Genomic DNA, 23,864 nt, shown 5'->3' with positions numbered 1-23,864 from the left:
GGACCGGGAAGGGTCAGGCCGGGGGTGAACTGCCGTTCACCGGGCTGTCGGGTATCTCGCTGACCGCCCTGGCCGGCGCGCTCCTCATCGGCGGGTTCTGGTGGATGCGCCGCCGCCGCGAGCAGTACTGGCGTCAGCCTCCGCCCGGCTTCGTCGGCCCGCCCTGGGCGCTCCGCGGTTGGCCGGACCCACCGTGGCCTGCCGCCCGCGCCTGGTCTGACGGCGGCTGGCCGGACGGCGGTTGGCCCGGTGGTGGCTGGCCGAGCGGTGGCTGGCCGAGCGGTCGCCGGCCCGGTGACGGTGGGGCGCCCGGCCCCGGCTGGCCCGGGGGCTGGTGGCCCGGCGGCTGGTGGCCCGGCGCGGCCGGTGGATTCGCCTCGCCGGGCGCTCCCAGGGGCGCATCCGGGCCGGGCACCTCCCGGCCGGACGGCTCCTGGCCGCGCGCGTCCGGCCCCGGCTCGCCGGACTCCGACTCGGAGGAGTCGGAGTTCCTCGAAGAGCCCGAGACTCTCGGTGAGGCCGGGCTTCTCGATGGGCCGGACCCCGATGGGCCGGAGCGCGGTGGGCCGGACCGCAGTGGGCCGGAGCGTCCCGGTGGAACCGGGGCGTCCTGGTGAGACGGAGCGTCCCGCTGACACGGGGTCGGGGCGCGGGTCTGGGGCCGGTCCCCGTTCGGGCCCGATGAGACATCCGGTGCGACCTGAGCCACCTGGTGCGACGATGTCGGTATGTGTCCGGATCATCCCGGCCTGCCGGATGGGCGCGACTGGTCGGACCGGCCTGTCGTCGAGCCCAGCTGCCCGTTCACCGTCGACCGGCCCACGATGACGCAGCGCTGGGAGCGGCTCACGTTCGTGCACTGGCCCGTCGATCCCGAGGCCGTCGGCCGGCTGCTGCCCCCCGAACTCGCCGCCGACACCTACGACGACCGGGCCTGGGTGAGTCTGGTGCCCTTCTACATGCGCGTCGCGACGCCCGGCGGGCGCGCCGTGCCCTGGGCGTCCCACTTCTGCGAGACGAATGTCCGGACCTACGTCGTGGACCGGCGGGGCCGGCGCGGGATCTGGTTCTTCTCCCTGGAGGCCGCCCGGCTCGGCGCGGTGCTGGTGGCGCGCAACGGCTTCCGCCTGCCGTACCTCTGGGCCTCGATGACGCTCACCGAGACCGGCGGGCCGTCCGGCGGGCCGAGCGAGATCCGGTACGAGTGCCGGCGCCGCTGGCCCGGCCCACGGGGTACCTCGAGCCGGGTGCGCATCCGGCTCGGCCCGCGCTACCAGCCCGGCGAGCTCGGCCCGCTCGACCACTTCCTCACGGCGCGCTGGATCGTGTTCAGCTCGACCGGATCGAGTCACCGCGCGGTGCGGGCCCACCACGAGCCCTGGCCGCTGTGGCGGGCCCACCCGGAGGAGATCGACGACGGTCTCGTCCGCGCCACCGGCCTGCTGCCGCTGCCCGGCGAGCCACTGGCGCACTACTCACCCGGGGTCGACGTCCGGATCGGCCGTCCGGAACGGTAGGGCTACGGCAGCTTGCGGGCGATAGTCAGGCCGTCCGCGACGGGGAGCATGACCACCTGGACGCGGGGGTCGTCGGCCACCATCCGGTTGAACGCGCGCACGGCGACGGCGCTCGGCTCCGTCACGTCCGCGTCGAGGACCCGGCCGGACTGCAGGACGTTGTCGACGATGATCAGGCCGTTGGGCTTCATCCGGGGCAGCAGCAGCTCGTAGTAGGTGGGGTAGGAGGTCTTGTCGGCGTCGATGAAGGCCAGCTCGAAAACCGGCTCCGCCGGCAGCGCGGCCAGCGAGTCGGCGGCGGGCCCCAGCCGCAGCTCGATGCGGTCGCTCACCCCGGCGCGCTCCCAGTACCGGCGGGCGACGGACGTCCACTGCTCGCTGACGTCGAGGCACAGCAGTCGGCCGCCCGCGGGCAGGCCGCGGGCGATGCTCAGCGCGGAGTAGCCGGTGAACGTGCCGATCTCGATCGCCCGGGACGGCGCGAGGGCCGCGGTCAGGATCGTCAGCAGCGAGCCCTGCTCGGCGGGAATCTGCATCCGGGCGACGCTCCCGAGCGCCGCGGTCTCGGCCGCGAGGTCACTCAGGACGCCGTCAGGCGGGGAGCCGTGCTCCATCAGGTAGGCGTACAGCGGCCGCGCCAGGAAGCCCGACTTGCCGTCGTACCTGCCTGTGCCATTGGGGGAGGCGCCCGGATCGGGGGCGGCGTCCGAACTGGGGGCGGCGTCCGAACTGGAGCTCACCGCCGCAGGTTACCCCGCTCGGGCCGGGTCCCGGTGCCACCGCGCCCCGCGCCGTATCACGGTGTGGTATTCCCAAACAGTTCCACTGCTCGGACCGGCGGTCGGGCCGATACGCTCGTGGGCGTGCTCAGAAGGCTCGATCTGCGCTCCGCGCAGCCCACCACGTCGGACGTCCGTCGGCTCTTCCCGCGGGCGGCCGTGGACGTCGACGTCGCGATGGACGCGGTCCGCCCCGTCTGCGACGACGTGCGCGACCGTGGTGACGCGGCCGTCCTCGACGCCGCGGAGCGCTTCGACCGGGTCCGCCCGGCCGAGCTGCGGGTACCGGCCGACGCGCTCGCGAGCGCGCTCGCGGCCCTCGACCCGGCGGTCCGTGACGCGCTGACCGAGGCGATCCGCCGCGCGCGGCTGGTACACCGGGCCCAGCTCCGGGAGCCGGTGGTCGTCGAGGTGGCCCCCGGCACGAAGGTCACCGAGCGCTGGATCCCGGTCGGCCGGGTCGGCCTCTACGTGCCGGGCGGGCGGGTCGCCTACCCCAGCAGCGTGGTCATGAACGTCGTCCCCGCGCAGGAGGCCGGCGTCGCCTCGCTGGCGGTGGCCTCGCCGCCCCAGGTCGACAACGGCGGCCTGCCGCATCCGGTCGTGCTGGCCGCCTGCGCCCTGCTCGGGGTCGACGAGGTCTACGCGGCCGGCGGCGCCCAGGCCGTCGCGATGTTCGCGCACGGCACCGAGAGCTGCCCGGCCGTCGATGTCGTCACCGGCCCCGGCAATGTCTACGTCACCGCGGCGAAGCGGCTGCTGCGCGGGCTGGTCGGTGTCGACGCCGAGGCGGGCCCGACCGAGGTCGCCATCCTCGCCGACGGCTCGGCCCGCCCCGACTTCGTCGCCGCCGACCTGATCGCGCAGGCCGAGCACGACCCGATGGCCGCCTGCCTGCTGGTCACGACGTCGCCCGAGCTGGCCGACGCCGTCGACGTCGAGCTCGACAAGCAGGTCCCCGCCACCCGGCACCGGGAGCGGGTCACCGAGGCGCTGGCCGGCCAGGGCGCCGTGGCGATCGTCGCCGACGTCGACGCGGGTCTCGCGGTCGTCGACGCCTGGGCCGCCGAGCACCTGGAGATCCACACCGCGGACGCGGCGGGTGTCGCCGCCCGGGTGCGCAACGCGGGCGCGATCTTCGTCGGTGCCTACGCACCCGTCCCGCTCGGGGACTACCTCGCCGGCTCGAACCACGTCCTGCCCACCGGCGGCACCGCGCGGCACTCCAGTGGCCTCGCCGTGTCCGCCTTCCAGCGCCAGGTCCATGTCGTCGAGTGCGGCCCCGAGGCGCTCGCCGACATCGCGCCCCGCATCGCCGCGCTCGGCGGAGCCGAGGACCTGATCGCCCACGTCGACGCGGTGGAGGTACGGGCCCGATGACCGGGAACATCAGCGGAGCGGGCGACGCCGCCCCCTCGGGCGACAGCGCCGGCCCGGGTGACGGCGCCGGCCTGGGTGACGGCGCCGGGCCACCTGACGCCGCAGGTCCCAGCGGGGTGCTCCCGGGGGCGCCGGCCGGCCAGGGCGCGCCCGTCGGTGGCCGCGGGCGGCTGCGCTCCGCTGCGGCCACCCCGGCCGACCGTGCCCCGTGGCGGCCCGTCACCCTGGACGACCTGCCCCTGCGTGACGACCTGCGGGGGATGTCGCCCTACGGCGCGCCCCAGATCGACGTCCCGGTGCGGCTGAACACCAACGAGAACCCGCACCCGCCGTCCGCCGGGCTCGTGGATGCGCTCGGCAAGGCCGCGACCCTCGCCGCGACCGAGGCCAACCGCTATCCCGACCGGGAGGCCGAGGCTCTGCGCGCCGACCTGGCGTACTACCTGACCCCGGACGCCGGTTTCGGCGTGCACGCGGCCCAGGTGTGGGCGGCCAACGGGTCGAACGAGATCCTCCAGCAGCTCTGCCAGGCGTTCGGCGGTCCGGGGCGGGTGGCGGTGGGCTTCGAGCCGTCCTACTCGATGCACCGGCTGATCGCGCTGGCGACCGCCACCGGCTGGGTCGCCGAGTCCCGCGCGGCGGACTTCACCCTCGACGCCGACCGGGTCACCGCCGCGATCCGCCGGTACCGCCCGGCGCTGCTGTTCCTGTGCTCGCCGAACAACCCCACCGCCACCGCGCTCGGCGCGGAGGTCATCGCGGCCGCCTGCGACGCCATGGCCGAGGTCGGCTCGGGTGTCGTCGTGGTCGACGAGGCCTACGGCGAGTTCCGCCGGGCCGGCGTCCCCAGCGCGCTCACCCTGCTGCCCGACCACCCCCGGCTGGTCGTCACCCGGACGATGAGCAAGGCGTTCGCGCTGGCCGGCGCCAGGGTCGGCTACCTCGCGGCGCATCCGGCGGTTGTCGACGCGCTGCAGCTCGTCCGCCTGCCCTACCACCTGTCGTCGTTCACCCAGGCGGTCGCGCGCACCGCGCTCGCCCACGCCGACGAGCTGCTCGGCACGGTGGACGCGGTGAAGGCACAGCGCGACCTGCTCGTCCGGTCCCTGCCGGAGTTCGGCTGCGTGACCGCTCCGAGCGACGCCAACTTCGTGCTGTTCGGCCACTTCACCGACCAGCGCGCCGTGTGGCAGGGCCTGCTCGACGCCGGCGTGCTCGTCCGCGACGTCGGCCTCGACGGCTGGCTGCGGGTGACGGCCGGCCTGCCGAACGAGACGGAGTCCTTCCTCGACGCGCTGCGCCGGGTGCTGACCGCCCGCCCGGCCCTCCTGCGCGCCGCCGTGGAGATCAGCTCCTGACCGACCGGGCCGGACCGACCCGACCCGACCATCCGGACCGACCCGAACATCCGGACCGGTACGACCGCCCGGACCGACCAAACAGCCGGCCGGCCGGCCGGTCCAGCGCCGCACCAGTGGAGAACCCGAGGGAAACGATGGCACGCACCGCTCGCGTCGAGCGCAAGACCAAGGAGTCGCACGTCCTGATCGAGCTCGACCTCGACGGGACGGGCCTGGCGTCGGCGGAGACCGGCGTCCCGTTCTTCGACCACATGATGGAGCAGCTCGGCAAGCACGGAGGCTTCGACCTCACCGTGCGCACCGAGGGCGACCTGCACATCGACGCGCACCACACCGTCGAGGACACGGCCATCGCGTTCGGCACCGCGCTGCGCGAGGCGCTCGGCGACAAGGCGGGCATCCGCCGTTTCGGCGACGCGACCGTGCCGCTCGACGAGGCGCTGGTGCAGTCGGCCGTTGACCTCTCCGGCCGGCCCTACTGTGTGCACGTCGAGCCGGAGCTGGTCGGCCTGATCGGCACCTACGACACCACGCTCACCCGGCACATCTTCGAGTCGATCACCGCCTCGGCGCGGATCGCGCTGCACGTGCGGGTGCTGTCCGGGCGCAACGCCCACCACGTCGTCGAGGCGCAGTTCAAGTCGGTGGCCCGGGCCATGCGCGACGCGGTGGCGCTCGACGCGCGGGTCGCCGGCGTGCCGTCCACCAAGGGCGTGCTTTGAGCGGCCCGCGGCCGGACGTCGTCGTCCTCGACTACGGCTCGGGGAACCTGCGCTCGGCCGAGCGGGCGCTCGCCCGGGTCGGTGCCGAGGTGACGGTGACGGCGGATCTCGACGCCGCCCGGGCCGCCGACGGGCTCGTCGTCCCCGGGGTCGGCGCCTTCGCGGCGTGCATGGCGGGTGTGGATGCGGTCGGCGGCGGCGAGGTCGTGCGTGAGCGGCTGGCTGCCGGCCGACCGGTCCTCGGGATCTGCGTGGGCATGCAGATCCTCTACCAGCTCGGCGACGAGCACGGTGTGCGGACGGAGGGCCTCGGCGTGCTCGAGGGGAGCGTGCGCCGGCTGACGGCGCCGGTCCTGCCGCACATGGGCTGGAACGTCGTCACGCCCCCACCGGAGTCGGTCCTGTTCGAGGGCATCGACGCGGAGACGCGTTTCTACTTCGTGCACTCTTACGCGGCGGCGGCGCGGGCGGGTGACACCGTCGCCGAGCACGGCGAGGCGTTCGCCGCCGCGGTCGAGCGCGGACCGCTCGCGGCCACCCAGTTCCATCCGGAGAAGTCCGGCGACGCCGGTGCCCACGTCCTGCGGAACTGGCTGCGCACCCTGAGCTGACCACCTGCAGCGGCCAGCCGCCGCCGCCACAGGCGCAGGCGTCGGCTCCGGCCCTGTTGATCAGGGGGCGTCGGGGGCGAGTCGGTCGGTGGTGTAGAGGCGGGCGATGACGTCCTCGATCGCCGGCTCGCCGACCGAGAGGTCGACCAGCGGGTAGCGGGCCGCGATCTCGCTGACCAGCGGTGCCGCGCTGCCACCCGCCGGGAGCTCGAGCCACTGCCGGGCGCCGTGCACCCGCACGACGCGCGCCCCCTCGACGGTCATCGCCGGCAGCGGCTCGGCGAGGTCGACCCGCAGCGTCCGCGTGCCGCCGAGGCGCTCGCGCAGCGTCTCGAGCTCGCCGTCGAAGGCCAGCCGGCCATGGTCGATGACCATCACCCGCCGGCACAGCTGCTCGACGTCGGTCATGTCGTGGGTGGTGAGCACGATCGTCGTCCCCGCCTCGCGGTTGGTGCGTGCGAGGAACGCGCGGACCGCCGTCTTCGAGACGACGTCCAGGCCGATCGTCGGCTCGTCCAGGTAGACGATCTCCGGGTCGGGCAGGAAGGCGGCCGTGATGTTGCCGCGCATCCGCTGGCCGAGCGAGAGCTGCCGCACCGGGGTGTCGAGGATTGGCGCCAGCGCCAGCATCTCGACGAAATGCTCGAGATTGTTCCGGTATCGCGGCGCCGGGATCCGGTAGATGCGGCGGATCAGTTCGAAGCTGTCGCGTAGTGGCAGGTCCCACCACAGCTGCGAGCGCTGGCCGAAGACCACCCCGATGCGCCGGCTGAGCCGCAGGCGCTGCCGGGACGGGTCCAGCCCGGCCACCCGCAGCCGCCCACCGGACGGCGTCAGGATGCCGACCAGCATCTTGATGGTGGTGCTCTTGCCCGCGCCGTTCGGGCCGAGGTACCCGACGATCTCCCCGGCCCGGACCGTGAACGACAGGTCCGCGACGGCGTGGACGTCCACCCGTTCCCGGCGCATCCAGCCGGCCCGCCGCCGCAGGACGAACGTCTTGCTGACCCCCTCGACGTCGATGACGCCGGTCATGACACTCAGCTCCCGGTGCTGCGGTAGTGGCGGAGGCCGAGGCGCCAGGCCGTCCCGGCGAGCATGGCGGTGACCAGGGCAACGGCGGGGGACAGGAACCGGGTGAGCCCCGGCAGGCCGAACGGGTCGGGCCGGTCGAGCACGAACAGGGCCGGCTGCCAGTTCACGAAGGCGATCGGCAGCACCACGGTCATCAGCAGCGCCGTCCGGCGGCCGTAGACCGTCAGCGGGTACTGCGTCGCGAGCGCCGCGCCCTGCCGGACGGCGCCCACGGCGACGGACGCGTCCGGAGCGACGAACAGCACCGCCGCGGTGCCCACCGAGAGGCTCACACTGATCACGATCCCACTGATGATCATTAGTGGGAGGACGGCGATCCGGGCGGGGGTCCAGGGGACGTCCAGCGCGGTGAGGCTGATCACGAGGACGGCGGCGGGCTGCACCACCCGGCCCAGCCGCTGCGGGGAGAAGTCCGCGGTCGCGGCCTGCACGAGCACGCTGACGGGGCGGGTGAGCATCGGGTCCAGCTTGCCGTCCTTGATCGGCCAGCCGAGGCGGTCCAGCGGGCCGACCGCGGCCTCGGCGGCGGCGAAGGCGAGGGCCGACGTCCCGTAGAGGAAGGCGACCTCGGCGAGCGAGAAGCCGTCGAGGTCGGGCAGGTGGGCGAACACGATGCCGATCGCGGCGAGGTCCAGCACCGTCGCCGCCATCTCGACGAGGGTGTACAGGACGAGTGAGAGCCGGTACTGGGCCGTCGAGCGGAAGGCGGCGCCGACCAGCAGTAGGTAGTGGCCCGCCTCCGCCCGCACCAGCCCGAGCCGCCCGCCCACGCCGCTGTCGGCAACCGTCACGTGGGTGCCATTCACGTGGGTGCCGGTCGCCGTGGTGCCGGCAGTGCTGATGCCTGCGCCTGCGCCGGCGGTGGCCGCGGCCTCGTCCGTGGTCACCCGTCAGCCTCCCTGTACGACGAGGCGGCGCAGCGCGGCGGTCGTCAGGACGCGGCCGGCCAGGCACAGCAGCAGCGCCCAGACCGCCTGGTAGGCGAGGATCCGTTCCGGGCCGGCGGCCGCGCTCCCGAGGTATGCCGTGCCGCCGGCCGGCGACCCGAGGTAGAGGTCCATCGGCGCCTGGACGACGGCCCCGAACGGCAGGAACCCGGCGATCGTCCCGAGCACGCCGGGGAACAGCCCGAGGGGCAGCACGGCGCCGGAGAAGAACATCATCACGAGCGCGGCGACGGCCTGCACCCCCCGGTCGTCGGTCAGCCAGAACGCGCTGAGCGCGACCAGGTAGCGCAGGCCGAAGCTGACCAGGAGGGCCAGCACGAGACTCGCGGCGAACAGCGCTCCGGTGCCCGAGGACCGGGGGAGCCGCAGGTCGAACAGGAACGCTCCGACCACACCCGCGGGTATCGCGCGGGTGGTCAGGTACACCCCGGCCCGCCCGACCTCCAGGCCGAGCCACCACCGCTGGAACCCGACGGGCCGGACGACGTCGGTCTCGACGCCGCCGTCGCGCACCCGCCAGGCCAGGTCGACCATGCCGCCGAAGACGGCGAAGGTGCTGACGAGGGCCTGCCCGACCACGGTGAAGGTGACCGCCGCGGTGGCGTCGTAGCCGGCGAGCCCGGGCCGCTGTTCCCACACGGCCAGTGCCAGGTGGCCGCGCAGGACGGTCAGCACGATGTTGGAGATGACCGAGGCCGCGACCGTCGCCCGGTCGGTGACGTACCGGCGCGCGGCGGCGGACGCGATCGCGGCCCACATCCGCGCGCTGGCCACGGCCCGATCGGCTGCTCCCGGCATCGACGCCTGGTCCGCCGCGTCGAAGGTCATCGCCGACCACGCTAAAACGATCCGTGATCGGAGGATCCCCGGTTCCGTCAACTCGTGTGGTCCCTGTGGTGCGCATCCTCGATGGCCGGGGTGACCCGTAGGGTGGGGATGTGACGTTGACGCTGCTACCCGCGGTGGATGTGGCCGACGGCCTTGCCGTCCGCCTGGTCCAGGGCGAGGCCGGAACCGAGACCTCCTACGGCGACCCGCGCGAGGCGGCGCTGGCCTGGCAGCGCGACGGCGCCGAGTGGATCCATCTGGTCGACCTCGACGCGGCCTTCGGCCGCGGGTCCAACCGTGACCTGATCGCCGAGGTCGTCCGCTCCGTCGACGTGGCCGTGGAGCTCTCCGGCGGCATTCGGGACGACGACTCCCTCGACGCCGCGCTGGCCACCGGCGCGGCCCGGGTCAACATCGGCACGGCGGCGCTCGAGGACCCGGAGTGGGTGCGCAAGGCGATCGACCGGGTCGGCGACCGGATCGCCGTGGGCCTGGACGTCCGTGGCACCACCCTCGCCGCGCGGGGCTGGACGCGCGAGGGCGGCGAGCTCTACGAGGTGCTCGCACGGCTGGACGCCGACGGCTGCGCCCGCTACGTGCTCACCGACGTCCGCCGGGACGGGACCCTCACCGGCCCGAACGTCGAGCTGCTGCGGGCCGTGACGGCCGCGACGACCCGGCCGGTGGTCGCCAGCGGCGGCGTCTCCTCCCTGGAGGACCTGCGCGCGATCGCGACGGTGCCCGGTGTCGAGGGCGCCATTGTGGGCAAGGCGCTCTACGCCGGCGCGTTCACCCTGCCCGAGGCGCTCGCGGTCGCGGCGGAGGTGCCCGCGGCGGGCGCACCGTGACCGTCGCCGTCCGGGTGATCCCCTGCCTCGACGTCGACGGCGGGCGGGTCGTCAAGGGTGTGAACTTCACCGACCTGCGGGATGCGGGCGACCCGGTCGAGATGGCCCGGCTCTACGACGCCGAGGGCGCCGACGAGCTGACCTTCCTCGACATCACCGCGTCCAGCGGAAACCGGGAGACCACGTACGACATCGTCCGGCGCACGGCGGAGCAGGTCTTCATCCCGCTCACCGTCGGCGGCGGGGTGCGCTCGGTCGACGACGTCGACCGGCTGCTGCGCGCCGGCGCCGACAAGGTGGGGATCAACACCGCGGCCGTCGCCCGCCCGGAGCTGGTCCGCGAGTGCGCGCTGCGGTTCGGCAGCCAGTGCATCGTGCTCTCGGTGGACGCCCGTCGCTCCCGCGAGCCGGGCGGCCCCGCCTTCGAGGTGACCACCCACGGCGGGCGCCAGGGCACCGGCATCGACGCGGTCGCCTGGGCCGCGCGGGCCGTCGAGCTGGGCGCCGGCGAGATCCTGCTGAACTCGATGGACGCCGACGGCACCCAGGACGGCTACGACCTGGAAATGATCACATCGGTCCGCGCGGCGGTGAACGTCCCGGTGATCGCCAGCGGTGGCGCCGGCAGCCTCGACCACTTCGCCCCCGCGGTCGGCGCCGGCGCCGACGCCGTGCTGGCCGCCAGCGTCTTCCACTTCGGGCGGATGCGGATCTCCGAGGTGAAGAAGGTGCTGCGCGACGCCGCCATCGCGGTGCGCTGACGGCTGCGGGCAACGAGCGGCCGGCTTGCGGCGCTGACGGCTGCGGGGCCGGGCTGACGGCTGCGGCCGGGGTACGGATCGGCTGGTGGCGTCGGTCGTGGGCATTTCCTCGAACGCGGGTCGAACGTCGGTTGTCCATCAGCGGTCGGTTGGGTCATTGCCGGGCCGGCGGCCTTCGCGCGGGCCAGGATGTCGGGCGCGCCTTGGTCGTCCGGGTGGTGAGCCGGCGGGCACCGTGTCCGGGTCGCGCTGGTGAGCAGGCGTCTGACCGGGACTGTTACCGCCGGGTTGCGCGTTGAGTGACGAACGGCCGCGTCACCCGGGGGACGGCGTGCGGCGGCCGCCGATGCCGCGGGGGGTGTTCCGCGGCCGCCCGTGAAACGGAGGAGTGCCAGTGCCCGGTGACCCCGCGTCCGGCGAGGTGACCCGCAGGAAAGCAGCCCCCGGCGGTGCCGGTTCGCCTGGGCCCCCCGCCGCGGCATCCCGGCCTGCCGCGGCATCCCGGCCTGCCGCGGAGCCCCGGCCCGTCGCGGCGGGCTCGCCCACGGTGATCAGGCGCGGGCTGGGCGTGCTCGCGATCGCCGTCCGGGAGGAGCCCAGGGTCTTCCTGATCGCGCTGGCCGGCAGCTCCCTCTACGCGCTGGCGACGGTCGCGAGCTCGCTCGCCCTTGGCGAGATCACCGAGCGCGTCCTCGTCCCGAGCATCGACGACGGCGCCGCCGACTGGAGCGCCGTCATCGGCGCGGCGCTGATCATGGTCGGCATCGGGTTCGCCCGGGCGGCCGGGATGTTCTTCCGCCGCCTGGTCTCCGGAATGATGCAGTACCGGCTGCAGGCCACCTACCGGCGTCGGGTCACCCGCCAGTACCTGCGGCTGCCGCTGGCCTGGCACCAGCGGCACTCGACCGGTTCGCTGCTGTCCAACGCGAACGCGGACGTGGAGGCCACGTGGGCGCCGATCGCGCCGCTGCCGTTCGCCGCCGGCGTGCTGGTCATGCTCGCCGCGGCGCTGGCCCTGCTGATCGCGACCGACCCGCTGCTGGCCCTGGTGGGCTGTGTCGTGTTCCCCGCGTTCGGTGTCGTCAACGTGGTCTACGGCCGGTGGGTGTCGCCGCTCTACGGCCGCGCCCAGCGCCTGCGAGCCGAGGTCAGCGGGGTCGCCCACGAGTCCTTCGACGGTGCGCTCGTCGTGAAGACCCTGGGTCGGGAGGCCGACGAGACGGCCCGCTTCGCCGTCAAGGCCGGCGAGCTGCGCGACGCGATGGTCCGTGCGGGCCAGGTCCGGGGCATGTTCGACCCGGTCATGGAGGCGCTGCCCAACCTCGGCGTGCTGGCCGTGATCGTCGTCGGAGCGGTCCGCATCGACGGCGGCTCGCTCACCGTCGGTGAGCTGGTTCGGGTCGCCTACCTGTTCACCCTGCTGGCCTTCCCGATCAGAGCGATCGGATGGGTCTTCGGTGAGCTGCCCAGGTCCGTCGTCGGGCACGAGCGGGTGGACGCGGTGCTCACGGCCCGCGGCGGTCTCGGCTTCGGCTCCGCCGCCCTCGTCGGCTCCGGCCCGGCGGCGCTGCGCGTCACCGGCGTCGGATACGGCTACCCGGTGCAGACCGCCGGCGACCACGACGACGTCACGGACACCTCCGCGAACATCCCCGCCGCCAGGCCGCCATCCACCGAGGCGGTGTGGCCCGCGCTGCACGGGGTGACCTTCGACGTGGCCCCCGGCCGGGTGGTCGCGCTGACGGGGCGCACCGGTGCCGGCAAGTCGACCCTGGTGAACCTCCTCGCCCGCCTGGTCGACCCCAACTCGGGCACCGTCCGGATCGACGGCGTGGACCTGCGTGACCTGGCGATGGGCGAGGTGACCCGCGCGGTCGCGCTCGTCCCCCAGCAGACGTTCCTGTTCGACGACACCGTGCGGGTGAACGTCGCCCTCGGCCTGGACGTCGACGACGAGACCGTGTGGGAGGCCCTGCGCCGGGCCCAGGCGGAGCGCTTCGTCCGTGCCCTGCCAGCCGGCCTCGACACCAGGGTGGGGGAGCGGGGGACCACGCTCTCCGGCGGTCAGCGCCAGCGGATCGGCCTCGCCCGCGCGCTCGTGCGCGACCCGCGGCTGCTGATCCTCGACGACGCGACGTCCAGCGTCGACCCGCGGATCGAGTCGTCCATCCTCGCCGGGCTGCGGGAGCGGGCGGGGGCGTCGACGGTGGTGATCGTCGCGCACCGGCGGTCCACCGTCGAGCTCGCCGACGAGGTCGTGCACCTGGAGGACGGCCGTGTCACCGCGCAGGGCACCCACCGGGAGCTTCTGGCCAGCTCGCCCGGCTACGCGGAGCTGCTGACGGCCTACGACGAGGACACGGACGCCGGGACCGGCGACGGGCCGACCCCGGGAACGCGGGGGGAGCCCGGGCCTCACCGGGTGCCGGCGCCGGGCTCCTCCGGGCTGAACGCCGCCGCATCGGGTACCGCCGCGCCTGTCGACGCGGCCTCGGTCGGAATGCTGACGGTTCCGGACCAGGAGGGCGCACGATGAGCTCCGACGGCCTGTGGGCGACCGGGGGCCGGCTGCGCCGGCTCGTGCCGGAGCTGACCGCCGGCATCGCCGGAACCCTGGCCCTCGCCGTGACCGCCACCGTGGGCAAGGTGGTGATCCCCGTCGTGGTCCAGCAGACGCTCGACCGCGGTGTCTGGGAGGGCGGAGCGGACCTCGGCCTCGTCGGAGTCTCGGTGGCCCTCGCCGCGGTCGCCATCCTGATCACCGCGCTCGCGGCGTTCCGGATGAACGTGCGGCTCTACCGCGTCTCCGAGAGCGCGCTGGCCACCCTGCGCGTCCGGGCCTTCCGTCACGTCCACGACCTGTCGATGCTGAGCCAGTCCGCGCAGCGGCGCGGCTCGCTGACCTCCCGGGTCACCAGTGACATCGACACGATGTCGCAGTTCCTCCAGTTCGGCGGCGTCATGCTGATCGTCGCCACCGGGCAGATGCTGATCGCCACGATCCTCATGTTCGTCTACTCCTGGCAGCTGGCCCTGCTGGTGTACGCGTTCTTCGTCCCGCTGGTCATCGCCACCCGGCGTTTCCAGAAGCGGCTGGCGGTGCGGTACGGGAAGGTGCGGGAGCGGGTCGGGGACATGCTCGGCGCGATCTCGGAGTCGGTGGTCGGCGCCCAGGTCGTGCGGGCCTACGGCGCGCAGGACCGCACCTCCCGGCGCATCGACGGCACGGTGGAGGACTACCGCGCCGCACAGACCCACGCCCAGACCCTGGTGGCGGGGGTGTTCGCCGGAGTCGAGACGGTCGCCGCGCTCACCACCGCGGGGGTGGTGATCGTCGGGGTCGCGATCGGCGTCGACGGATCGCTGACCACCGGGCAGCTGGTGGCCTTCCTGTTCCTCCTCACGCTGTTCGTGATGCCCATCCAGTCACTGACCGAGGTACTGAACGACGGCGCGAACGCCTTCGCCGGGCTGCGGCGGGTCCTCGACGTCCTCGACACCCCGTCGGACGTCCGCGACCCGGCCGAGGACACCGGTGGCGTGGCGCTGCCCGACGGGCCGCTCGGCGTGCGGTTCGACCATGTCGGATTCGCCTACCCGGGCGGCCCGCCGGTGCTCCACGACGTGACGCTCGACCTCGCGTCGCACCGGCGGGTGGCCGTCGTCGGGGAGACCGGCTCCGGCAAGACGACGATGGCGAAGCTGCTCACCCGGCTCATGGACCCCACCGACGGCACCGTGCTGATCGGCGGCGTCCCGCTGAACCAGGTGCGGTTCGACTCGCTGCGGGGCCGGGTGGTCATGGTGCCGCAGGACGGGTTCCTGTTCGACCTCACCGTCGCCGGCAACGTCCGGTACGGGCGGCCGGACGCCTCCGACGCCGAGATCGTGAACGCCTTCGCGCAGCTCGGCCTGGGCGACTGGCTCGCCGGCCTGCCCGCCGGCATCGCCACCCCGGTGGGGGAACGCGGTGAGCTGCTCTCCGCCGGCGAACGCCAGCTCCTGGCGCTTGCCCGTGCCCAGCTCGCCGACCCCGACCTGCTCGTCCTCGACGAGGCGACCTCCGCCGTCGACCCGGCGACCGAAGTGAAGATCGCCACGGCCCTGCTCGAGCTCACCAGGGGACGCACCTCCGTCACCATCGCGCACCGGCTCTCCACCGCGGAGGCCGCCGACGAGGTCGTCGTGGTCGACGCCGGGCGGGTCGTCCAGCGCGGGACGCACACGGAGCTGGTCGCCGTGCCCGGGGTCTACCGGCGGCTGCACGAATCCTGGGCGGCCGGGGTCTCGTCGCACTGACCGCCGCCCGGAGGGGTGACCCCGGTCGGCGGGTCCCGGCCCGCCTGCCGTGGTGGCCTGGAGGCCTGCTGGCCGCGGCGGGCAGAATGGGCGGGTGACCGCACGTGCCTCCGATCTCGACCCCGCCATCGCCCGGCAGCTCAAGCGGGACGGCTCCGGACTGTTCCCGGCCGTCGCCCAGCAGTACGACTCGGGTGAGGTGCTCATGGTCGGATGGATGGACGACGAGGCGTTGCACCGGACCCTCACCACCGGCCGGGCCACCTACTGGAGCCGCAGCCGGGCCGAGTACTGGGTCAAGGGCGACACCAGCGGGCACGTGCAGTGGGTGCGGTCGGTCGCCCTCGACTGCGACGGCGACACCGTGCTGGTCCAGGTGGACCAGGTGGGCCCGGCCTGCCACACCGGCACGCGTACCTGCTTCACCGGCCGCGAGCTGCAGGTCGGCGGCGCCCGGCCCCTGCAGCCCCCGGCCGTGAACCCCACGCCGACGCCGACCTCCACGCCCATGTCCATGCCGGCAGCGGCGCCGGCGCCGACGACGGGAGCACCACGATGACCACCGGCGAGATCACACCGAGCCGGGCGGAGTTCCACGAGCTCGCCGCGCGCCAGCCGGTCGTCGCGGTGTCCCGCCGCCTGCTCGCCGACGGCGAGACACCGGTCGGGGTCTACCGCAAGCTGGCCGGCGGGCCGGGGACGTTCCTGCTCGAGTCCGCCGAGCACGGGGGCGTGTGGTCGCGCTACTCCTTCGTCGGCGTCCGTGCCGCGGCCACACTCACCGAACGGGACGGGCAGGCCGCCTGGACGGACGGAACCCCGCCGCCCGGTGTCCCGCTCGACGGCGACCCGCTCGACGTCCTGCGTGCCGTGGAACGCCAGCTCTGCTCGGCCCGGCCGAGTGGCACTCCGCCGCTGCTGGGAGGCCTGGTCGGGTACCTCTCGTACGACATCGTCCGGCGCATCGAGCGGCTGCCCGCCCGGGCAACCGACGATCTCGGGATGCCCGAGCTGCGGATGCTCCTGACGACCGACCTCGCCGTCCTCGACCACACCGACGGATCGTGCCAGCTCGTCGCGAACATCTTCACCGGCTCCGGGGACCCGGCCGAAGCAGCGGACCTGGCTGGCCCAGGAGCGGCGGGCGGACCGTCCGCGCGGCGGGCGGAGCTGGACGCCGCCTACGACGATGCGGTGCACCGCATCGAGGTGATGACGGCAGATCTCGGCAAGTGGAGCGAGCCGACCGTGGCGACCACGACCGGGGCGTCCACGGGCGTGCGCGACTTCGCCTCCGCAACCCCGCCCGGCGGCTTCCACGCCGCCGTCGAGCGGTCGATCGAGGAGATCCGGGCGGGGGAGTGCTTCCAGATCGTGGTCTCCCAGCGGTTCGAGCGCCCCACCACCGCCGACGCCCTCGACGTCTACCGGGTCCTGCGGGCGTCGAACCCCAGCCCCTACATGTACCTGCTGCGGTTCGCCGATCATGATGTGGTCGGCTCGTCGCCGGAGGCGCACGTCAAGGTCACCGGCCGCCGGGCGTTGCTGCACCCGATCGCGGGCAGCCGGCCGCGGGGCGAGACCCCCGAGCGCGATGCCGAACTGGCCGCCCAGCTCCTGGCCGATCCGAAGGAACGGTCCGAGCACGTGATGCTGGTCGACCTGGTCCGCAATGATCTCGGGCGGGTCTGCGTGCCCGGATCGGTGCGGGTGGTCGAGTTCGCGTCCGTCGAGCGGTTCTCGCACATCATGCACATCGTCTCCACCGTGATCGGTGAGGTGGCGCCCGAGCGCAGCGCGGTCGACGTCCTCGCCGCGACCTTTCCCGCCGGGACGTTGTCGGGAGCGCCCAAGGTGCGGGCCATGGAGATCATCGACGAGCTCGAGCCGACGAGGCGCGGCCTGTACGGCGGGGTCGTGGGATATCTCGATTTCGGCGGTGACCTCGACACCGCGATCGCCATCCGCACAGCGGTCCTCCGTTCAGGAATGGCCTACGTGCAGGCCGGCGCCGGGATCGTGGCGGACTCCGTTCCCGACACCGAGGATCTCGAGAGCCGGACGAAGGCCGCGGCGGTTCTCCGCGCGATCGAGGTGGCGGAGTCGCTCCGCCCGCCGGTATGACAGCGCCCGCCGACCTGCCCGCGCCCGCAGGAAGCCCCGCTCCCGGCGCCCGCCGGGAGCGGGCGCTCGCCATGGTCGCGTGCCTGGTCGGATCCGCCGTCGTCCTGTTCAGCGCCAGCGCGACCTGGGTCTCGGCCCAAGTTCAGGCCGGCACGGGCGGGCAGGCCTCGGCCGTGGCGGCGCCCCTGCCGGTGAAGTGGTCGGGAGAATCGCTCGCCCCGGCCGCCACCGCGCTGGCGCTGCTCGGGCTCGCCGCCACCGTGGCGATCATCGCGACCAGGCGCGTGGGGCGGACCCTGGTGGGTGTGCTCCTGGCGGGTGCAGGGGTCGCGATCTTCCTGATCGCCGGCGGGATCGCCCTCGACCCGATGGCCGCGGTGCGGGGGACCGACGAGGTCAGGGCGCTCGTCCCCATCGGGGATCCGACCATCCTCGATCTTTCCCGCACCGTGGCTCCATGGCTCGCCTCCTTCGGTGGTCTCGTGCTCGCGATCACGGGTGCCGTCGTCGTCGCACGCGCCGGGACCTGGCCGGCCATGTCCGGCCGCTACCAGGCCCGCGCAGCCGCACCCGCTGACGCCTGGGACGCCATCGAGCGGGGCCAGGACCCCACCTGACCATCAGGACTGCTCCTCTCGTTCAGGGACCGCGTCCCGCGCGGGGGCGGGAGCGCCGTCGACCTTCTGCTCGGGATCTGCCGTCGTGAGCCGGAGCCGCTGGCCGGCCAGGGCGGCGAAGGCCAGGTCATTGCGCTCGATGTCCGCCTCGAGCAGGGAGATGAGCTCGTCCATCCGCGCGATGCGACGGTCGAGATCCTGAACCTGCGCGATCAGCAGGTCATGCTCCGTCACCGGACCGCTCACGGGAACGCGGGACGCCGTGCCCGGGCCTGGCCGCGGAGGGCGGCCGGGCGTGTCTGGCGCGCCGCTGAGCCCCGCCCGACCCGTGCCGCCGGCACGCTCCTCAGGCGCTCTGCGGCCCTCGGTACCGCCTCCGCCGGTCTCGGTCTGGGCACCTGGCGGGGCGGTGAGCCGCGGCGGCGCCGCGCCCACTGATCCGCAGGCCACGGGACTCGCCGGGGAGGGGTCCGCGGCACCCGCTGTGCCGGTGGCCGCCGGGCCCTTGGGCCGGGGAGCCGCGGAGCCACCCGGGCTCGTGGCGGGGCGGCCGGGCGCTGGGCGCTCCGGCGCCGCGCCGCGTACTCGGGACGATGATCGCGAATTCTGGCCGATCCTCTCGTCGGCGCCACCTTCCGGCGCACTCGGAACGGGCGGCCCGGCGGGGGTGGGAATGCCGCCGGAGACCCGGCGAGCGGACCACACGGCGGCGGCGGACCAGGCCGCGACGAGCCGTTCCGAGCCGCCCCGGCGGGCCCGCGGGTAGGCCGTATCTGACCTCCGTGCCGCGTCCGCGGCGTCTCGAGGCCTCGGCTCGTCACTCCACATCGCGCCTCCCGAATCCACTCGTGTTCGAACGTGCGTTCGATGATACGGGTCGGTGGCGGACCGTCAAAGTGCCGGGTGCGCGGGCGTGTCGCGAGGCGTCTGCCCAGGTGTCGTGCCGTGGTCGCGCGAGTGCGTCCGGTGTCAGGGCCAACAGGAGCACCACTACCGTCGGTCGGGGCTCCGTCGCTCGTCCCGCGATCCCTCGGGTTGGTCTGGCCTCGACGTCGACGTCAGGGGCGCGGCCACTCGGATGGCCAATGCGTGGACAACCACGAATCGTGACGGCTCGGCGCCGCGGGTGGGGGCGACGGGCCTCGGGCTCGAGACTGCCCTACCATCGGCGGCATGGCAGCCGCGACTGGCGCGAGCGCGGGGCGATGAACGCTCTCGAGGAGATCCTCGACGGGGTCAGAGCAGATCTGGCCGTCCGTGAGCGGGAAACGTCCCTGGCAGCTCTGAAACAACGTGTTGAGCGTGTACCCGATCCCCGGGACGCGCTGGCGGTGCTGCGCGCACCGCGGGTTTCGGTGATCGCGGAGATCAAGCGCCGCTCGCCGTCCAGGGGTGCGCTCGCGACGATCGCCGATCCGGCGGCGCTCGCCTCGCTCTACGAGCAGGCGGGCGCCGCGGCGGTCAGCGTCCTCACCGAGCAGCGGCGGTTCGGCGGCTCGCTGGCCGATCTGGACGCCGTCCGGGTGGCCGTCGACATCCCCGTCCTGCGCAAGGACTTCGTGATCTCGCCGTACCAGGTCCTCGAGGCGCGGGCGCATGGCGCCGACATGGTCCTGCTGATCGTGGCCGCGCTCGATCAGCCGAGGCTGATCGGGCTGCTCGAGCGGGTCGAGTCGCTGGGCATGACCGCGCTGGTCGAGGTGCACGACGAGACCGAGATGCTGCGGGCTCTCGACGCGGGCGCCCGGCTGGTCGGGGTCAACGCCCGCAACCTGCGCACCCTCGAGGTGGACAGGGAGACCTTCGCCCGGCTCGCGCCGATGGTCCCGCAGGGGGTCCTGAAGGTCGCCGAGTCCGGCGTGCGCGGCCCGCGCGACCTGCTCCAGTACGCGGGTGCCGGGGCCGACGCGGTGCTGGTCGGGGAGGCCGCTGTGACCGGCGGCGACCCGCGCCAGTTCGTCGCCGATCTCGTGACCGCCGGAACGCATCCCGCCACCCGTATCGCGCACTGACCCGCCGACCGCTCGGGCGCCGTGTAAGGCGGTCGGCCGAGCGGTCGCCGGCCAGGCCCGCACGGGTGCTCTGTGTTCGGAGCGTCTCCGGGCGGGGCCCGGCCCCGCACGTCACCTCGGTGGGGGTGGGCGCCGGTACAGTCGGGGCCGTGACAGCTCGATCCGTCGACACCACCGCCGACCCGACCTCCGCCATCGATCCGAGCCGTGCCACCGACCCGAGCCGCGCGACCGGCCCGGTCGAGGTCGGCACGTGGTCGGCCGCCCAGGCGGCGGGGAACTGGCAGGCCGTACCGGACGCCGCCGGCCACTACGGCCGTTTCGGCGGGCGGTTTGTCCCGGAGGCGCTGTTCGCGGCGCTCGACGAGCTCACCGCGGCCTACGAGGCCGCCCGGGTCGACCCCGCCTTCGTCGATGAGCTCGACCGCCTGTTGGCGAGCTACGCCGGGCGCCCGACGCCGCTGACCTCGGCCGACCGGCTCACGGAGCGGATCGGTGGCGCGCGCATCCTGCTCAAGCGCGAGGATCTCGCGCACACCGGCTCACACAAGATCAACAATGTTCTCGGGCAGTGCCTTCTCACCCGGCGGATGGGCAAGACCCGGGTGATCGCCGAGACCGGAGCCGGTCAGCACGGCGTGGCCACCGCCACCGCCTGCGCCCTGCTGGGGCTGGAGTGCGTCGTCTACATGGGCGAGGAGGACACTCGCCGGCAGGCGCTCAACGTCGCCCGGATGCGCCTGCTCGGTGCCGAGGTGGTCCCCGTCGCGTCGGGCAGCCGCACCCTGAAGGACGCCATCAACGAGGCCATGCGCGACTGGGTGGCCACCGTCGACTCGACCCACTACTGCATCGGGTCCGTGATGGGCCCGCACCCGTTCCCGATGATGGTCCGTGACTTCCAGCGGATCATCGGCGTGGAGGCACGTCAGCAGACGCTCGACCTGCTCGGCCGCCTGCCCGACGCCGTCGTCGCCTGTGTCGGGGGCGGGTCGAACGCGATGGGCGTCTTCCACCGCTTCATCCCGGACACCGAGGTCGCCCTGATCGGCTGCGAGGCCGGCGGCGACGGAGTGGTGACGGGCCGCCACGCCGCGGCGATCGCCGGGGGCGCGCCCGGGGTCCTGCACGGCATGCGGACCTTCCTCCTCCAGGACGCGGACGGTCAGACCCAGGTCTCCCATTCCATCTCGGCCGGGCTCGACTACCCGGGCATCGGCCCTGAGCACGCCCTCCTGCACGAGACCGGCCGGGCCAGCTACCGGGTGGTCGACGACAGCGCCGCGATGGAGGCACTGGCGCTGGTCGCGCGGACGGAGGGCATCCTCGTCGCGATCGAGAGCGCACACGCCTTCGCCGGCGCGTTCGAGGTGGCCCGTGAGCTCGGCCCGGACGCCGTCGTCCTGGTCAACTGCTCCGGCCGAGGAGACAAGGACGTCGACACGGCCGCCCGCTGGTTCGATCTGCTGGACACGGACGACACGGACGCCGAGTCCCGGGGCGAGGGCGCAACCCCGGCCACCGAACCGTCCGCCTGACGACAACGACGAGGAACGGACGCACGGTGCGGAGTCAAGTGGCGCACGACCAGTCGGCCCAGCAGGCACGGGCCCAGGAGCAGCCGGCAAACGACCAGCCGGCGCCGAGCCGGCTCGAGCCGTCCGGGCAGCGGCCCGCCCGACCCGGCGGGCCGAGCCCGCTCGACGAGGCCTTCGCGGCCGCGCGCAAGGACGGGCGGGCGGTGCTCGTCGGCTATCTCCCCGCCGGGTTCCCGACGGTGGACCGCGGCATCGCGGCGATGCGGGCGATGGTCGCGGCGGGCGTGGACGTCGTCGAGGTCGGCCTGCCCTACTCGGATCCGACGATGGACGGCCCGGTCATCCAGGACGCCGCGGACACCGCGCTGCGCGGCGGCGTGACCACCAGGGACGTGCTGCGCACGGTCGAGGCGGTCGCCGAGACCGGGGCCCCCACCCTGGTGATGACCTACTGGAACCCGGTGGAGCGGTACGGCATGGAGGCGTTCGCCGCCGACCTGGCCGCCGCCGGCGGGGCCGGGGCGATCACCCCCGACCTGCCGCCGGAGGAGGCCGGCCCGTGGCTCGCGGCCAGCGCCACCCACGGCCTCGACCCGGTCTTCCTGGTCGCGCCGAGCTCGACCACCGAACGGCTGCGCCTGGTGACGGCGCACAGCGGCGGCTTCGTCTACGCGGCGTCGACCATGGGCGTCACCGGTGCGCGCGCCGCCGTCGGTGTGAAGGCGGCCGGCCTGGTCGCCCGGGTCCGGGAGGTGACCGACCTGCCTGTGGCGGTTGGCCTCGGCGTCAGCACCGGTGCCCAGGCGTCCGAGGTGGCCGGCTTCGCCGACGGCGTCATCGTGGGCTCGGCGCTGGTCCGGGCCCTGGCGGCCGACGCGCGGGACGGTGCCTACGGCGTCGGTGCGATCGAGCGGCTGGCGGTCGAGCTCGCCGCCGGCGTGCGTTCGGCCACCGCCTGACCAGGCGGCCTCCGGCCGTCCCGCGCTCGCCGCGGTCCGCGCTCGCCGTGGTCCGCGGGCGCCGCCATCCGCAGGCGTTCGCCGCTGTCCGCCGCCATCCGGCGGTGTGGACGGGCGTGGGTCCGTCGGCGGTCGGCGGGCTGGCCTCGCTGCCGGCTGAGTACGGGGAGATAGCCTGACGCTCGTGGTGCTCGCTGCGATACCCAGTCCTTCCCGAGGGGTCGTGCATCTGGGACCAGTCCCGTTGCGCGCCTATGCGTTGATGATCGTCCTGGGGATCATCGTCGCTGTCGCCGTCACAGCCCGGCGGTTGCGGGCCCGGGGCGCGGATCCGGTGATCGCCAGCGAGGTGGCGTACTGGGCGGTCCCGTTCGGGATCGTCGGTGCGAGGATCTACCACGTCGTCAGCAGCCCCGAGGCCTACTTCGGTACGAACGGCGATCTGCTGGCCGTGTTCGAGGTGTGGAACGGCGGCCTGGCGATCTGGGGCGCCGTCTCCGGCGGCGCGCTCGGCGCCTGGATCGCCTGCCGTCGGATGCGCGTCTCGTTCGGCCTGTTCGCCGACGCGCTCGCGCCGGGCCTCGCCCTCGCGCAGGCGATCGGGCGCTGGGGTAACTGGTTCAACCAGGAGTTGTACGGCCGCGCGACGGACGTGCCCTGGGCGGTCCGCATCGACCCGGCCCACCAGATGATCCCGGGCGTGGCGACGTATCACCCGACGTTCCTCTACGAGTCGCTGTGGAACCTCGCGGTCGCCGGGGTGCTTCTGCTGGTCGACAGGCGTTGGCGGCTGGGCCGCGGCCGGCTGTTCTTCCTCTACGTGGCGCTTTACACCATCGGAAGGCTGTGGATCGAGGCCCTGCGGATCGACACCGCGGAGAAGGTCCTCGGGCTGCGGATCAACATCTGGGTCTCGATCGCGGTCTTCCTGCTGGCCCTGCTGGCGCTGGCGTTGGTCCGTCGCCCGATCGACCCGGATGTCGGCTGGACCAGCCCCGCCACCGCCACCGCCACCGCCGTCGCCGCCGCCACCGCCGCCACCGCCACCGCCACCGGTGACGGTGACGGTGACGGCGAGACGGCAGCCACGGGTGCCGTCGCCCCGGTCGGTGCCTCCGTCGGCTCCGCCGCGGATTCCGGCGGTGTGGCCGCCGGCGGTAACACCGCGGCGGCTCCCGGCACGGGGCCAGCCGACGGCCAGGCCGCGCCCGGCGGACCCGCCGGGCCGAGTGGTGGTGCCAGCGGTGCCAGCAGTGCGGTCGGCGGTACCGGGACCGCCGGTGACCCGGTCACCGAGCCAGCCGCGCCCGGCCTGCCGGCGCCGTCCGGCCACGACCAGCGGTCGGGGTAGGCCGCCTCGCCCAGCGGCGGGGATCACCGGCGCGGTCGCCGGGCCCGCGACCGGGTTGACGTTTCGGGCGAACCCCCGCCCGACCAGGAGACCCCGTGTCCCCGGGACGTCGGCG

At 74.1% G+C, this 23,864-nt stretch carries 22 protein-coding genes; 17 read left to right on the top strand and 5 right to left on the bottom strand.

The window, feature by feature from the left end; all coding sequences use genetic code 11:
• On the top strand, positions 1-617 hold a 617-nt coding region (locus FMEAI12_RS09695), incomplete at its 5' end, for an LPXTG cell wall anchor domain-containing protein (RefSeq protein WP_146776663.1).
• A gap of 111 nt (positions 618-728) precedes the next feature.
• Positions 729-1,517 (top strand): YqjF family protein, encoded by a 789-nt coding sequence (locus FMEAI12_RS09690; protein ID WP_112105759.1) that lies wholly within the window; start codon positions 729-731, stop codon positions 1,515-1,517.
• A gap of 2 nt (positions 1,518-1,519) precedes the next feature.
• Here FMEAI12_RS09690 and FMEAI12_RS09685 read toward each other — a convergent pair whose 3' ends face one another.
• Complete coding sequence (locus FMEAI12_RS09685) at positions 1,520-2,257, bottom strand: O-methyltransferase (protein ID WP_112105758.1); 738 nt, start codon at positions 2,255-2,257, stop codon at positions 1,520-1,522.
• Between the two features lie 123 nt (positions 2,258-2,380).
• On the opposite strand from FMEAI12_RS09685, the gene hisD reads away from it, so the two are divergent.
• From hisD to hisH, 4 genes are all read left to right on the top strand, one after another.
• Positions 2,381-3,676: a histidinol dehydrogenase gene (hisD, locus tag FMEAI12_RS09680; protein ID WP_200835238.1), complete on the top strand. Its 1,296-nt coding sequence runs from the start codon at positions 2,381-2,383 to the stop codon at positions 3,674-3,676.
• Entirely contained in the window at positions 3,673-5,034 is a 1,362-nt protein-coding gene (locus FMEAI12_RS09675; RefSeq protein WP_112105756.1) for a histidinol-phosphate transaminase, read from the top strand. The genes hisD and FMEAI12_RS09675 overlap by 4 nt, the downstream gene beginning before the upstream one ends.
• 137 nt (positions 5,035-5,171) lie before the next feature.
• Positions 5,172-5,759: an imidazoleglycerol-phosphate dehydratase HisB gene (hisB, locus tag FMEAI12_RS09670; RefSeq protein WP_020459523.1), complete on the top strand. Its 588-nt coding sequence runs from the start codon at positions 5,172-5,174 to the stop codon at positions 5,757-5,759.
• Positions 5,756-6,370 carry an imidazole glycerol phosphate synthase subunit HisH gene (gene hisH, locus FMEAI12_RS09665; protein ID WP_071065631.1) on the top strand — a complete coding sequence of 205 codons (615 nt, stop codon included), beginning with the start codon at positions 5,756-5,758 and terminating at the stop codon, positions 6,368-6,370. Before hisB ends, hisH begins: the two co-directional genes overlap by 4 nt.
• Positions 6,371-6,430: 60 nt before the next feature.
• Here the strand turns inward: hisH and FMEAI12_RS09660 are convergent, their stop codons facing one another.
• From FMEAI12_RS09660 to FMEAI12_RS09650, 3 genes are read right to left on the bottom strand one after another with little or no spacing between them, the layout of a single operon-like run.
• A complete protein-coding gene (locus FMEAI12_RS09660; RefSeq protein WP_112105755.1) occupies positions 6,431-7,405 on the bottom strand; it encodes an ATP-binding cassette domain-containing protein in 975 nt (324 codons plus the stop codon).
• A 5-nt stretch (positions 7,406-7,410) separates the two neighbouring features.
• Entirely contained in the window at positions 7,411-8,352 is a 942-nt protein-coding gene (locus FMEAI12_RS09655) for an ABC transporter permease (RefSeq protein WP_112105754.1), read from the bottom strand.
• Positions 8,353-8,355: 3 nt separating this feature from the next.
• Positions 8,356-9,240: an ABC-2 family transporter protein gene (locus FMEAI12_RS09650; protein ID WP_112105753.1), complete on the bottom strand. Its 885-nt coding sequence runs from the start codon at positions 9,238-9,240 to the stop codon at positions 8,356-8,358.
• A gap of 110 nt (positions 9,241-9,350) precedes the next feature.
• On the opposite strand from FMEAI12_RS09650, the gene priA reads away from it, so the two are divergent.
• The 7 genes from priA to FMEAI12_RS09615 all read left to right on the top strand — a co-directional run bounded on the left by priA (position 9,351) and on the right by FMEAI12_RS09615 (position 17,889).
• Positions 9,351-10,088 (top strand): bifunctional 1-(5-phosphoribosyl)-5-((5-phosphoribosylamino)methylideneamino)imidazole-4-carboxamide isomerase/phosphoribosylanthranilate isomerase PriA, encoded by a 738-nt coding sequence (gene priA / locus FMEAI12_RS09645; RefSeq protein ID WP_112105752.1) that lies wholly within the window; start codon positions 9,351-9,353, stop codon positions 10,086-10,088.
• The gene (gene hisF / locus FMEAI12_RS09640; RefSeq protein WP_071065627.1) at positions 10,085-10,849 is read left to right on the top strand and encodes an imidazole glycerol phosphate synthase subunit HisF; all 765 of its coding nucleotides are present in this window, start codon (positions 10,085-10,087) and stop codon (positions 10,847-10,849) included. Before priA ends, hisF begins: the two co-directional genes overlap by 4 nt.
• A 394-nt stretch (positions 10,850-11,243) precedes the next feature.
• Entirely contained in the window at positions 11,244-13,385 is a 2,142-nt protein-coding gene (locus FMEAI12_RS09635; protein ID WP_112105751.1) for an ABC transporter ATP-binding protein, read from the top strand.
• The gene (locus FMEAI12_RS09630) at positions 13,382-15,148 is read left to right on the top strand and encodes an ABC transporter ATP-binding protein (protein WP_112105750.1); all 1,767 of its coding nucleotides are present in this window, start codon (positions 13,382-13,384) and stop codon (positions 15,146-15,148) included. Before FMEAI12_RS09635 ends, FMEAI12_RS09630 begins: the two co-directional genes overlap by 4 nt.
• Positions 15,149-15,242: 94 nt before the next feature.
• Positions 15,243-15,707 (top strand): phosphoribosyl-AMP cyclohydrolase, encoded by a 465-nt coding sequence (gene hisI / locus FMEAI12_RS09625; protein ID WP_112105749.1) that lies wholly within the window; start codon positions 15,243-15,245, stop codon positions 15,705-15,707.
• Entirely contained in the window at positions 15,704-17,272 is a 1,569-nt protein-coding gene (locus FMEAI12_RS09620) for an anthranilate synthase component I (RefSeq protein WP_071065623.1), read from the top strand. The genes hisI and FMEAI12_RS09620 overlap by 4 nt, the downstream gene beginning before the upstream one ends.
• Entirely contained in the window at positions 17,269-17,889 is a 621-nt protein-coding gene (locus FMEAI12_RS09615; RefSeq protein WP_112105748.1) for a Trp biosynthesis-associated membrane protein, read from the top strand. Before FMEAI12_RS09620 ends, FMEAI12_RS09615 begins: the two co-directional genes overlap by 4 nt.
• 3 nt (positions 17,890-17,892) lie before the next feature.
• Here the strand turns inward: FMEAI12_RS09615 and FMEAI12_RS09610 are convergent, their stop codons facing one another.
• Positions 17,893-18,123 (bottom strand): hypothetical protein, encoded by a 231-nt coding sequence (locus tag FMEAI12_RS09610; protein ID WP_146776662.1) that lies wholly within the window; start codon positions 18,121-18,123, stop codon positions 17,893-17,895.
• Positions 18,124-19,094: 971 nt separating this feature from the next.
• Here FMEAI12_RS09610 and trpC point away from each other — a divergent pair.
• The 4 genes from trpC (at position 19,095) to lgt (ending at position 23,749) form a co-directional block, all read left to right on the top strand.
• Positions 19,095-19,901 carry an indole-3-glycerol phosphate synthase TrpC gene (gene trpC / locus FMEAI12_RS09605; RefSeq protein WP_020459536.1) on the top strand — a complete coding sequence of 269 codons (807 nt, stop codon included), beginning with the start codon at positions 19,095-19,097 and terminating at the stop codon, positions 19,899-19,901.
• Between the two features lie 65 nt (positions 19,902-19,966).
• The gene (gene trpB / locus FMEAI12_RS09600; RefSeq protein WP_112105746.1) at positions 19,967-21,439 is read left to right on the top strand and encodes a tryptophan synthase subunit beta; all 1,473 of its coding nucleotides are present in this window, start codon (positions 19,967-19,969) and stop codon (positions 21,437-21,439) included.
• Between the two features lie 38 nt (positions 21,440-21,477).
• On the top strand, positions 21,478-22,398 hold the full coding sequence (gene trpA / locus FMEAI12_RS09595; protein ID WP_083391218.1) for a tryptophan synthase subunit alpha: 921 nt from the start codon (positions 21,478-21,480) through the stop codon (positions 22,396-22,398).
• Positions 22,399-22,621: 223 nt separating this feature from the next.
• Positions 22,622-23,749: a prolipoprotein diacylglyceryl transferase gene (gene lgt, locus FMEAI12_RS09590; RefSeq protein ID WP_255565675.1), complete on the top strand. Its 1,128-nt coding sequence runs from the start codon at positions 22,622-22,624 to the stop codon at positions 23,747-23,749.
• Positions 23,750-23,864: the final 115 nt, after the last annotated feature.

It is taken from the genome of Parafrankia sp. Ea1.12 (assembly GCF_900465275.1).
Lineage (GTDB): Bacteria > Actinomycetota > Actinomycetes > Frankiales > Frankiaceae > Parafrankia > Parafrankia soli.
This window is presented reverse-complemented; position numbering and strand designations above follow the sequence as displayed.

Bases quoted from the DNA above. Each gene is read 5' to 3' on its own strand.
- FMEAI12_RS09690 (WP_112105759.1), top strand. From the start codon at position 729: ATGTGTCCGGATCATCCCGGCCTGCCGGATGGGCGCGACTGGTCGGAC.
- trpC (WP_020459536.1), top strand. From the start codon at position 19,095: ATGAACGCTCTCGAGGAGATCCTCGACGGGGTCAGAGCAGATCTGGCC.
- FMEAI12_RS09620 (WP_071065623.1), top strand. From the start codon at position 15,704: ATGACCACCGGCGAGATCACACCGAGCCGGGCGGAGTTCCACGAGCTC.
- hisB (WP_020459523.1), top strand. From the start codon at position 5,172: ATGGCACGCACCGCTCGCGTCGAGCGCAAGACCAAGGAGTCGCACGTC.
- FMEAI12_RS09675 (WP_112105756.1), top strand. From the start codon at position 3,673: ATGACCGGGAACATCAGCGGAGCGGGCGACGCCGCCCCCTCGGGCGAC.
- FMEAI12_RS09615 (WP_112105748.1), top strand. From the start codon at position 17,269: ATGACAGCGCCCGCCGACCTGCCCGCGCCCGCAGGAAGCCCCGCTCCC.
- FMEAI12_RS09630 (WP_112105750.1), top strand. From the start codon at position 13,382: ATGAGCTCCGACGGCCTGTGGGCGACCGGGGGCCGGCTGCGCCGGCTC.
- FMEAI12_RS09660 (WP_112105755.1), bottom strand. From the start codon at position 7,405: ATGACCGGCGTCATCGACGTCGAGGGGGTCAGCAAGACGTTCGTCCTG.
- FMEAI12_RS09650 (WP_112105753.1), bottom strand. From the start codon at position 9,240: ATGACCTTCGACGCGGCGGACCAGGCGTCGATGCCGGGAGCAGCCGAT.